This is a genomic window from Ruegeria sp. YTSA135 (assembly GCF_059610165.1).
In genome coordinates this window covers 17,991-29,462 of sequence record NZ_JBXWNC010000029.1, presented here as the reverse complement: position 1 = coordinate 29,462, position 11,472 = coordinate 17,991, and the positions used below count along the sequence as shown (strand labels likewise).

Sequence of the window (11,472 nt, the reverse complement as noted above, 5' to 3'; positions counted from 1 at the left end):
CGGCCCCCTTTCAACCCGGCCTGATGGAGGCGTCTACCAACCCGTTCAGGGCATTCTGGGTATGACCGAATTGCCTGTAATAGGCATTCAAGCCAACGCGGCTCAAGCAATCAAGGTAACCATTGCCAAGGGCAACCGCAACCGGGAATTGAGCCTCGCCGCCATTGGAATGGTCGAGGCCGTGGAAACGCCCGACGAGTTGTTTTGCAATCTTGCCTTCATCCGCGATGACGAGTGCGAGGACCCGGCCACAATGCCAGATTCTGAACTCCGCAAAATTGCCAATTGGGCCTGGACCAAGCGATTGGAGGGCAAAGTGTACCAAGGCCGTGATAGTGAATTTCGTGTGAATCGAACAGCGTTGGACAGGTTGTCCACTTTTGACAACAAGTATGACGCAATCGGCCTTTTCGTAATTCTTCAATCCAATCATGGCCACATCCCCTGCCAGACATTCCCCCTAGGCCATACCGCCATGACCAATTCGGGGCATACGAACCTCAGTCGTCGTCGATTTGCTGCGGCCATCCAAACACTACGTTCAGCCGGTCTGCTCGGCATAGCCAAGGAGTATTCAGTCGGGAATCGCCCCCGATCCTATCACTTGATGCGCATTCGCCCCGACATGCACAACGTCCATTCGCTGTCGTCGTCTAAGTAGGCGTCCTAATGCAGGGGGAGGGGTTTATTTATTACTTATGTTTACCACTTCTGGTAAAAAGGAGTTTCCCCCTCGTCCAGCCTCGAGCGGCGGCTTCGCGAGAGAGCAGACGCTGATCGATAACTCGGCTATGACCGAGTTGCGGACGAAACTGCCGTTCGACTCAGCGCAGCAATATTCCGACAGACACATGACCCATTTGGTGACAAAACCTATGCGGGTGAGCTCGTAGTCTAAGTGAAGCCGAGCTTTTCTGTTCGCACATGTTTTTCTTATGAAAGCAACACTCTTGCTTCCTGACGTGAAACTATAGGCCTTGCTGCCTTGGCTGTACTTAGTTCTTTCAAAAGGTTGGGAAAAAGCAGTTTAATTTCATTGACATCAGTACGACCAAGCTGGTCTCCTATAAACAGGCTTTCTGAAGGAATACCATTTGCGTAAACCACTTGGTGTTCTTCCTGCAACAAGTGATGATAGGTGAATGTTGAACCGGAATAGTGCAAACTAACACCCGTGCATCCAATAAGCGCCCTGGCTGGGATTAAAACTTCTGGTTCACCAAAAAATAGCTCGGACTTGTAACCCGCAACCAGAAGTCTGTGTTGTTGGGAAATCAGTAACGGTCGTTTGTTCCCCAGAACTCCTATGTCTATTTTTAAAGGTTGCAGTGAAGGGTTGCGAAGAAGCATGGAAGGCATGATCTGCCGGCTGCCGACCCAAAGAATTGGCATGTTTCTACCCGACGCGGTAATGACTAAGTCGCCCTCCTTCAAGTCTTCAACCGGAACTTCTCCTTGCGGAGTTTGGATTAATGTTCCGCCGACGAAACATGGCGGATTGCTGGGATCAAGGTCTCCCTCGGTAATCTTCCAGTTGCCTGTCCGCATAGGGCCGGTAGGGTTCAAGGTATCGTAAGCGTAAACTTGTCCACCAACACTGATAAATTCGCCGGACTCACCGGTGCCCCGATAGTTGTCCTGACCTAGATACGTGTAACTTTGAAAAGTTTGCCCGCCGTCGAAAGATATAGTTGACCCGTCGATTATCGCTGGCGCTGTAGTGTTTTGAACAACCAAATCGCCTTGTCCTGTCTCATTAACAGTATGCGCCAGTATATCGAATGCTACTAAGTTCCCCTTTACACACCGTTTATAGCTTTATGAGCGCATTATATTCACTTCTGGCGATTTATGAGAAGGGCTGTTTGTCTGCTTTGCGGACAGTGGGTTCCCCGCGCTCGCGCATCAGATCTTCGACTTTCCGAAGCGAGAGCGGAAACCGAATATACAACATCACCGCCAGGCGGATGATTTTGGGGCTGGTTTTGAAGTATTTGAAAGGCGATCGTCTTTTCATGACTAGAAGCTACGAACGCCTCATGCCCGCCTCAAGAAAAGTTCTTCTGATAAGACCGTTCCAACGCCGACTGGCCTCATGTAGATTGTCCAGAGCGAGGAGCGGCGATGTCATCTGCCGTTGCACGATATCAGCAATATCTTGGAAGTTCTCTGCTCAAGCTGTCTCATTTTTAGACGATCTCTAGCTACCTCAAGCTTCAACCTAGCCACCTGCATCTGCCTCAAAGCTCTGTCGCGCTGGTCATGCAGCCGACGGATGCGTGAACCAGGATTCCCTAGTGACGATGTGAGAGGTCGAAGCTGTGGGGGAAACCATAATCTCATTTCTCTCGTTGCGGTTTCCAAAGCTCTTTCGGCGTCCAAATAGCGCTGAAAAGTCACCTGTAGCACGCGACGCCGGTTTTTAAGATTTGCGTGCATAACTCCTCCTAAAGCTAACCGAATGGCCAAGTCATCTTAGGGCAGATGGAAATGGCTTCAATACATTTCCCAAGCCTAGAATTGATTTGCTGCTACAGGCTTGGTGCAGTCATTCGCTGCACTTAGCATGAACGAATGCTGCCCATTGAACACTGCTAAATTCGCTCATTTCGAAACCGGTCTTTCGCTGCGCTAGCGTCGAACAACTGATTTGTGGTCGCTACTAACTTTTTAAAGAATTGGCCGCGTGGGTATGGGGATCCCACGCGGCCAGACAAGCTAAAAAAATGCACTTTCACTCACTCCGATCAGCTTGGGAGCACGATTGTAGTTTTTCAAGGAAAAGCCGGTAATGGGTGCTTTGGAGGCTGATATTGACGCAGCAACGGCATCAATGATGTCCTACGAGACCAATTTGTTCCAGTTGAAGCGGTTAAAGATTCTCGGCCTGTTTAATTGGGTCAGCTTTGGGCTGAGGCTGTGTGAAAACTCCGACCCACGAGCTCTCTCGTCGCGCTCGTTTTCAGCGCCTGTGCAAAAGCTTCCTCAGAAGCGCGAGGGAATGCACATAAAGGGTGTTTTCGGCATATCTCGCAGACTGGTCAGAGTTTTCACACAGCCTCGGCTCCGAGCAGACCTACGCCGAATTTTGGTGAGTGTCTGCTGTGTCGCGTTTAGCAGCCGTTCGAAGCCGTTGATTTGACATTTCCAGCCTGAAAGTCGGCTTTCACCAGAAGCGGCCGTTCATGAAAAATCGTCGAAAGTCCGAGTCGCGGGACGGAGCCGCCTGATGCCGACGCAGCGAAATTTGCCTCCACGCGGCGGCCAAATCACCGAGTCGATCGCGGCGATGCAGCGCGGTTTCTCTAAACCGGTCATTGAACTTAACCGATTAACGCCAAAGCATCAGCGCCTTGAGCAGCAGAAGGAGCACGTCGTATGTCTCATCCTTTCACTCGCCAAAGAGGAACTTCGCGAGCGCGCTAGTCAAGTTGTCTCGGTCTGGTCTTATCGGCGTTCCGGGTATTCGAAAGGCCGGCAGATCCCTGGCCACGATGATGAGCCAGAAACCCTGTCTCGTCAGATCAAATTCGGCTGCCGCATAAACGCTAATGTGTGAACGCATTCGGATATCTTCTTAAGCATTTTAGGCCGAACGGTCGGCGTCACTGCGACGCAGAGTCCGCGGGTGTCCAACCAGCCGAGCGCAGTCCCTCGACCAAGGCCTCGACAATCTCGTCGTTCGCATGGTGCATACGGTAGGCCGCAACAGGGTTGCGCGCCAGAAGAGGCCAGGCTGAACCCATGGTCGCAAGTGCATCCTGAGCTGCCCGCATATCACCGAGCTTGGCGTGGCTCATCGCGGCGAGCGACAAGCCCATAGCCGAGCCGGACGTCGAGGACTTCTCGGCGGCGGCCAGGGCGTGCGCGTAGTCACCATCAAGATAAGCGTAAACAGCGATCAAGTGATAATACCAACCCGGCGGATTTGCGCTGCGCGTTACCGCTTGCTCCAGATATTCGAGACCTTCCCGGTTACCGCGTACCGCGAGCCGCCAGCCGAGTTGGGCAAGGAGGTCCGGATCATGCGGGTTGAGCGCCATCACTTCGCGTTGCAGAGCCTCTGACGTGGCGTAGTCGCCTTGGTAGAACGTGACCGCCGAAAGTGCTGCCAACGACCGCTGACTGCCACGGTCCAGATCTACCGCGCGGGAAGCCGCATCGAAGGCGGCGGCCATTTCTGCCGCGCGCTCTGCCTTGGGCACAACGTCCATCCGCACGCCGTCGAGATGCAGCCATCCGAGCATCGCCCAAGCGTCGGCATAGACGGGGTCGCGCACTACCGCTTGCTTCAGACAGCCCAAGGTGGGTGCGTAGAGTGCATCGGCGAAGCTCCTCCTATAGTTATAGGCCCGCAGGATACATGTGTAAGTCGGCATGCTGGGAGCTTTTCCACTGACCATGCGCCGCCCAATGGCTTCGTTCACCGCTCCATAGGGCTCGCCCAGTTCTGTCGAAATCGCCACCGCAAGATCGTGTTGCACCCCAAGCAGATCACCAGGGGTGAGTGGTTCGTCGTAAGTACCGCTCCAGCGTACCTCTCCCGTTTGCGTTTCGATCATCCGGGCGCGGAGGTGTACCCGACCGTCCTGCGATTGCATCAGACCCGTCACGACGAAGGAAACCCCCAGGTCGCGCCCGAGGTTTTCCGGGTTAGTACCCGCCTGTCGACGAAAGTTGTTCGGCATCGAGTAGACCCGAAAATCCTGGAAAAGCATGAGGTTTGCGATCAGTTCTTCGGTTACACCGGATGCGATCAGCTCGATGTTTTCCATGTCTCCAAACGCATCGAATGGCAACACGATGATCGCGGGGGTTCGTGTCACAGCGACGTCCGGTTCTGACCCGCGCAAACCGACAAAAGCAGCGCCGATCGCCATCAGACTGCTTACCATAAACAACGTGGCGATCAGGATCAGACGCCCATGTCGGCGCGCGGTCTCAGCTCTTGTGCCGTTTGAACTCTCGCTTTGCGCAGCCATGGACCCGGATGGTCCGACCTGCGGATTTAACGAGTGTGCGTCGCGGCTCTGCCAAGCGAAGTGCGGTACGTAGCCGCCCTTGGGGATGGTGACGCGCACAGGATCTTCGCTGCCAGCGTCGACATAGTAACTGTCAAGGTCGGTGCGCAGCCGTCGCGCTTCAAGGCGCACGACCGGATCCGACTGCTGATCGAAGGTTTCGTCGCGCCCAAAGACAGCCTGGGCAACTGTCACACCCTTAAGCCGATCACCTCGGCCTGCAAGTTTTTCGTCAACGATGAATCGCAGCATTGTCCGGCGGCGCTGACTGGCGCGGAACGACGCACCCTCCAGCATCCGCTTCAGTTGCGCCCGCACATCCTCAGCCGAGGGAACTGGCTGCGACGGGTCGACGCAATCTCGTTGAGCGTCAATCCTCGCGTCCGCTGGTTTCATCCCCCTTGACCTCGCAAAAAACTCTTTCTGACGTGTAGCATAGGGAAGTGATGCGCGGAACAGAAGTTCCAAGCCGCCACGCCTCGACCTTTGTCTGATGCGATGGACCGAATAGTCAGTATCGCCGCGGGAACAGGCAAGCCGCACGTACCGGATGGTAAACCGCCATGTGACGTGCCACGGACAAACTTTTCTCTTTCCGAGCGTGCCTGATCGCGCTGTTCAGGCAATTCAGAAGCGCACCCAAGGGTTCGAACATGTTCGCACCTCCAGACTCACGGGTTTTTGGGGCCTACTTGTGCCTGTCGCTGCCCACAGGAGGGTCTCCGATGAAACCCTTATCCGCCTTGGTGCAGTGTTTTCCGACACGCGAGCTGGAGATCCGCAGGATCTATGCACGGGATGAAGACTTCCGCTGTGCCTGCAAGGACTATGAAGCGGCGACGAGAGCGGCCCGACATTGGGGGAATGACGGATACAACGCTGTCCGGGCGGTCGAATACCGCCAACTCGCCGACGAAATTGCAGCCGAAATCGCATCGCGTCTGGATGCTGCACTTGCGGGAAGAATCACAAGCCTGAAAACAAAGGCTTGGGACATGAACAATTAGCAACGGGAAAAATAGAAATGAAATTACATCTGGTCACGGTACTTGCCGGCGTGCTCGCGATAGGCGGTTCGCCCGGTTTTGCACAGGACAAGAAGCCGAACATCATCCTGATTGTATCGGATGATACAGGCTACGGTGATCTTGGCCCATACGGCGGTGGCAAAGGTCGTGGAATGCCGACACCGGCAATCGATCAATTGGCCGAAGAAGGAATGACGTTCATGTCGTTCTATGCCCAACCAAGCTGCACGCCCGGACGTGCTGCGATGCAGACTGGGCGCATTCCGAACCGCAGTGGCATGACCACAGTGGCCTTCCAGGGGCAGGGTGGCGGGTTACCCGCAGCCGAATGGACGCTTGCCTCAATGCTGAAAACTGGTGCCTACAACACATTCTTCACTGGCAAATGGCACTTGGGCGAAGCGGACTACGCGCTGCCCAATGCGCAGGGCTATGACGAAATGAAGTATGCGGGGCTGTATCACCTCAACGCCTATACCTACGCTGATCCAACGTGGTTCCCCGATATGAGCCCGGAACTGCGGGCGATGTTCGCAAAGGTCACCAAAGGTGCCATGTCAGGCAATGCAGGCGAACCGGCGGTAGAGGAATTCAAGATCAACGGCCAGTACGTCGATACCCCGGACACGGCCACGGCGGAGTATCCTGATGGAGTGGTTGGAATCCCGTTCTTCGATGGCTACGTCGAAAAGGCTTCTTTGGACTACCTCGAAAAGGCAGCAAAATCCGACGCCCCCTTCTTCATGAACATCAACTTCATGAAAGTGCACCAGCCGAACATGCCGCACCCGGACTACATCCACAAATCGTTGTCCAAGTCCAAGTACGCGGACTCGGTGGTGGAACTGGACGCTCGGATTGGGCGCATCATGGACAAGGTGCGCGAGCTTGATCTCGACGATAACACATTCGTCTTTTATACGACCGACAACGGAGCGTGGCAGGATGTTTATCCGGACGCCGGGTACACGCCGTTCCGTGGCACAAAAGGTACCGTGCGCGAGGGAGGTAACCGGGTTCCCGCCATTGCGTGGATGCCCGGAAAAGTTGCAGCCAATAAGAAAAGTCACGACATTCTCGGTGGACTGGATCTCATGGCGACTTTCGCCTCCCTTGCCGGCGTCGAACTGCCCGTAAACGACCGCGCTGGCGAACCCATTATATTTGACAGCTACGACATGTCACCCGTTCTGTTTGGCACAGGCAAGAGCGAGCGCGACGCCTGGTTCTACTTTACTGAAAACGAGTTGACGCCTGGCGCGGCACGGGTTGGGAACTATAAGGCAGTGTTCAACCTGCGCGGTGATGACGGCCAGGCGACGGGTGGTCTGGCTGTGGACAGCAACCTTGGCTGGAAAGGCGCGGAGAAATACGTTGCCACCGTACCGCAGGTCTTTGATCTCTGGCAGGATCCGCAGGAGCGCTATGACATCTTCATGAACAACTACACCGAGCGGACGTGGACCATGGTAACGGTCAGCGAAGCGATCAAAAAGAAGATGGAAACCTACGTGAAGTATCCGCCGCGGCCGTTGCAGAGCGAATCCTATACGGGTCCGGTCACGCTGTCCGCCTACTTCCGGTTCCAGCATATTCGTGAACAACTTCAGAAGGATGGCGTCAGCATTCCCATGCCCACCGGGAACTAAACACGGGCCGCAACGCGCATGGATGCAGTTTTCATTTTCGTTGCGGCAAGCTGACATGTCCTGCGATGTTTCCCAACATTCGCTTTGTTCCCGGTTCGCAGTTCAGTGTTCGCAGGACAAATGTCCAGAAGGTCTCGCAACTCGGACATTAGGTGCGCTAAATCTCGCCGCGGTCCGAACCAAAGGCAGCTTTTCTTTCCGCAATGCAGCGGACACCATCGACGAGAGCTGTGCTGCACTCGCGAACGTCGAAGGCTAACTATGTCTCCTCTGGGCTCGATGCAGTCGTTCGTCAAAATTTAGTGCATGTCCACTTTGCGGACAAAGCCGCCTTAGAGCCATTGGATTTAAAGGACCGCTTCCGAGCGTGTTGTTTACTTCCAGAACCTTTTGGTTGAGGGCGAAGTTGTCAGCGGCTGTAGCTCAGTCAAGCGGGTTATGAATGGACCTGATCCCCCAGTAAGAATGCGCCATTCGCTTGTGCGTCTTGGAGATGGCGGTCTTTGGTGGTAAATTTTTCATAGAGGCCTGAAAGCCCCGATTGTGTGAGCATCGCTCCCGCCAGGCGCGTCCTTCCAGAAATGCATCACATTCGATATTGTTAAACAAATCAAAACAGAGGAAGTCACTTTGCCGTCATCGAATGTTTGTAAACTGGCGATTGCCGCCTTTCTGGCATTTGGAACAGCATCTGGGGTATTTGCACAATCCGCACCGCTGTCAGCTCAGGATTCTGACCCACGGGTTATGGGCTGGATGCAGGGCTTTCCGCCGCCCGAGGACAAGATGATCACGCAGCCTGATAGCGTCTATTTCAGCTTCCCGCGTCTGCGCTGGTCAGTCTGTCATTTGCGGGAGTTCCTGCCCACGGAAGAAATCAGCCGTGGTCTCGGCGCTCCGGTGCCGCTGACCTATCCCACACCCGCCGATTTTGCAGAGCTTCGGGCGCAGATCGACGCGCTGACCTTTCAACCAATCGGTGGCGACGCTGAGATGACGTGGGAGGAATCGCTATACGAGAATTACACCGACGGCATGCTGATCCTGCACAAGGGTCAGGTGGTCTATGAGCGGTATTTCGGCTGTCTAGAAGAGGACGGCAAGCACGCGATCATGTCGATGACCAAGTCGATCACCGGCCTTTTGGGGGAGATCCTGGTGGCAGAGGGCGTGCTCGACGATAAGCTGCTTGTGCGCGACGTGATCCCCGAGATCGGTGACAGCGCCTTTGCGACGGCCACGGTCCGGCAGGTCATGGATATGACAACGGGCGTGCAGTATTCCGAGGATTACTCCGATCCCGAGGCCGACATCTGGGTCTATTCCCGCGCCGCGAGCCCCCTGCCCAAGCCCGAAGGCTACGATGGCCCGGACGGGTATTGGGAATACCTTCAGCAGGTGCCGCCGGACGGCGAGCATGGCGATGCATTCCACTACAAGACCATCAACTCCGACATGCTGGGCTGGATCATCAGCCGGGTGACTGGACACGCCGTGACGGACCTTGCCTCTGATCGGCTATGGCGGCCCATGGGGGCTGAGCAGGATGCGTATCAGACCGTCGACGGCAAAGGCGTGCCGTTTGCCGGAGGCGGCGTGACCGCGGGTCTGCGCGATCTGGGTCGGCTTGGCCAACTGATGCTTGACGAGGGTCGGCTGAACGGCGCGCAGCTCTTCCCGCCCGAGGTCGCCCAAAAGATCGCCGCTGGAGGCGACCAATCGAAGTTTGCCGGGTTCCCCACGATCCCGGATGGAAGCTACACCAGCCAATGGTGGGTGTTTCACAACGCGCACGGGGCCTATGCCGCCCGCGGTGTCCACGGTCAGACGATCTATGTCGATCCGACCGCGGAGATGGTTTTGGTCCGGCTGGCATCATATCCACGCGCGCAGAACGGGTTCATCGACCCGACCTCCCTTCCCGCCTATCAGGCGGTGGCTGAGTATCTCATGAGCCTTGACTGAAATGCGTCTGTTCAGACTGATCGTTCTATGCCTAGCGTACATCCTAATCCCAGTGGGACATGCGACGGCGCAAGAGACTGAAGCTGCAAGCTCCGAACAAAGGGTACCTGAGGTTCAGGTAAGTCCGCAGGTCCCCAAGAAAGAACTCGCCTTCGAGCTTATTCCGCTTACGAAAGAACAACTCGAACCGTTGGCGCGCGCTTGGCAGGGCGTTGTTGAGGCTGAAACACGCGCGATCTCGGACGCGCAGATTGACCTGCTGCGCAATCCCGATGCGGCGACTGAGGCCGCTTACCGGGATATCGCACAAATGGTTGAAGCGCGCGCTGCTGTCTTCGAGCGGTATTCCATGGTCGTGGATGCCTTCGAAAGCAAGGGCGGAGATCCCTCCCTCGTCAGCGACCTGCGGACCTATCGCGAATCGATATTCTTCAACGAGACGATCCTGGCAAGCCCGCGGGCCATCTTCTTTGCCTTCGTCGAATGGGCAACGCGGCTCGACGGCGGATTGGCGATTGTCAAGGATCTGGGGATCGTGGTGGTCGCCTTTGTCGCCCTCGTTGCGATCGCACGCATGATCCGGGGCCTTGCGCGAAAGTGGATCGGACGGGTTCCCACGATATCCACCCTGCTCGAGACGTTTCTGGTCGGCGTTGTCTTCTGGCTGGTCTTGACCATCGGTCTGCTTATCGTTCTGGCAAGCCTCGGCGTGAACGTCACGCCCCTGTTTGCGATGATCGGCGGTGCGTCCTTTATCCTTGCCTTCGCGTTTCAGGACACGCTGGGCAATCTGGCCAGTGGGTTGATGATCATGATCAACCAGCCGTTTGATGAAGGCGATTACGTTCTGGTCGGCGGCGTCGGCGGCACTGTCAAATCCGTAAGCATTGTCGCGACAACGGTCACGACGCCGGACAACCAGATCATTGTCATTCCCAACAAGAATGTCTGGGGCAACGTCATCACCAATGTCACGGCGAGCGACACGCGACGCGTCGATCTGATCTTCGGGATAGCTTACGAGGACAGTATTCCCGAAGCGCTGGCGATCCTGGAGCGCGTCGTGGCGGAGCACCCCGCAACCCTCGAAGATCCGGAGCCCACCATTCGCGTGCACCAATTGGCGGACAGCTCGGTCAACTTCATCTGTCGCCCCTGGGTCAAGACCGATGATTACTGGATGGTTTACTGGGATCTGACGCAGCAGATGAAAGAGGCGTTTGACGCGGCGGGCATCTCCATCCCGTACCCTCAGCGGGACATTCATATCAAAACACAGGCAGGCTGATGGCAGTAAAGCCCAAAGACCAAGAGATGCACTCCGCAGCGACGGGCTGGCAGCGGATCGATCGCGCCGCATTCGGCATCATCTACGGTGCCATCATGGTGCTGAGCATTCTGATCGCCGCTGGCCACCACCCCCAGCCGCCTTTCGAGACAGCCGCCGTGCTCTTTGGCTCCGTTTTCGCCATAACGCTTGCCAAGGCGTTCGCCGAACTGATGGCGCATGCACTCGACACAGGCGAACGGATGACGCGCGGCGCGTGGCGAAAGGCATGGCGCCACAGCGCGCCAACGCTCGCGGTCGCGAACTTGCCGACGCTCTTCTTTATCCTTGCGGGCTTTGGATGGATATCAGCTGAGCTCGCATTGATGCTCTCTCAGGTGGTGGCAATTCTCCTGCTGGCAATTCTGGGGGTGCGTGTCGGTTGGGTTATCGACGGGAAGCTTCTCCCGGCGATCCTTGGCGGCCTCTTCTCAGGGTCTGTGGGCCTAGGTCTGGCGGTCCTCAAGCACCTGATTCATTGA

General features: G+C 56.0%; 9 protein-coding genes and 1 pseudogene. 7 read left to right on the top strand and 3 right to left on the bottom strand.

The features are described from left to right. Positions 1 to 661, top strand: a 661-nt coding sequence (locus AC2FIT_RS21865) for a hypothetical protein (protein ID WP_496832447.1), incomplete at its 5' end; no start/stop codon positions are given. Between the two features lie 272 nt (positions 662 to 933). Here the strand turns inward: AC2FIT_RS21865 and AC2FIT_RS21860 are convergent. Together AC2FIT_RS21860 and AC2FIT_RS21855 are read right to left on the bottom strand one after the other, a co-directional pair. Continuing rightward, positions 934 to 1,737 carry a Hint domain-containing protein gene (locus tag AC2FIT_RS21860; protein WP_496832446.1) on the bottom strand — a complete coding sequence of 268 codons (804 nt, stop codon included), beginning with the start codon at positions 1,735 to 1,737 and terminating at the stop codon, positions 934 to 936. A 154-nt stretch (positions 1,738 to 1,891) separates the two neighbouring features. After that, a pseudogene (locus AC2FIT_RS21855) lies at positions 1,892 to 2,017 on the bottom strand (IS6 family transposase); the annotation flags it as partial. Positions 2,018 to 3,229: 1,212 nt separating this feature from the next. Here AC2FIT_RS21855 and AC2FIT_RS21850 point away from each other — a divergent pair. Next, on the top strand, positions 3,230 to 3,559 hold the full coding sequence (locus tag AC2FIT_RS21850; RefSeq protein ID WP_496832444.1) for a hypothetical protein: 330 nt from the start codon (positions 3,230 to 3,232) through the stop codon (positions 3,557 to 3,559). A gap of 46 nt (positions 3,560 to 3,605) precedes the next feature. Here AC2FIT_RS21850 and AC2FIT_RS21845 read toward each other — a convergent pair whose 3' ends face one another. Further along, complete coding sequence (locus tag AC2FIT_RS21845) at positions 3,606 to 5,417, bottom strand: tetratricopeptide repeat protein (RefSeq protein WP_496832442.1); 1,812 nt, start codon at positions 5,415 to 5,417, stop codon at positions 3,606 to 3,608. Between the two features lie 329 nt (positions 5,418 to 5,746). On the opposite strand from AC2FIT_RS21845, the gene AC2FIT_RS21840 reads away from it, so the two are divergent. The 5 genes from AC2FIT_RS21840 (at position 5,747) to AC2FIT_RS21820 (ending at position 11,472) form a co-directional block, all read left to right on the top strand. Then, the gene (locus tag AC2FIT_RS21840; RefSeq protein ID WP_496832440.1) at positions 5,747 to 6,028 is read left to right on the top strand and encodes a hypothetical protein; all 282 of its coding nucleotides are present in this window, start codon (positions 5,747 to 5,749) and stop codon (positions 6,026 to 6,028) included. A gap of 17 nt (positions 6,029 to 6,045) precedes the next feature. Further along, a complete protein-coding gene (locus tag AC2FIT_RS21835; RefSeq protein ID WP_496832438.1) occupies positions 6,046 to 7,698 on the top strand; it encodes an arylsulfatase in 1,653 nt (550 codons plus the stop codon). 630 nt (positions 7,699 to 8,328) lie between these two features. After that, positions 8,329 to 9,663 carry a serine hydrolase domain-containing protein gene (locus AC2FIT_RS21830; RefSeq protein WP_496832437.1) on the top strand — a complete coding sequence of 445 codons (1,335 nt, stop codon included), beginning with the start codon at positions 8,329 to 8,331 and terminating at the stop codon, positions 9,661 to 9,663. A gap of 1 nt (position 9,664) precedes the next feature. After that, positions 9,665 to 10,951: a mechanosensitive ion channel family protein gene (locus AC2FIT_RS21825; protein ID WP_496832435.1), complete on the top strand. Its 1,287-nt coding sequence runs from the start codon at positions 9,665 to 9,667 to the stop codon at positions 10,949 to 10,951. Further along, positions 10,951 to 11,472: a hypothetical protein gene (locus tag AC2FIT_RS21820; protein ID WP_496832434.1), complete on the top strand. Its 522-nt coding sequence runs from the start codon at positions 10,951 to 10,953 to the stop codon at positions 11,470 to 11,472. The genes AC2FIT_RS21825 and AC2FIT_RS21820 overlap by 1 nt, the downstream gene beginning before the upstream one ends.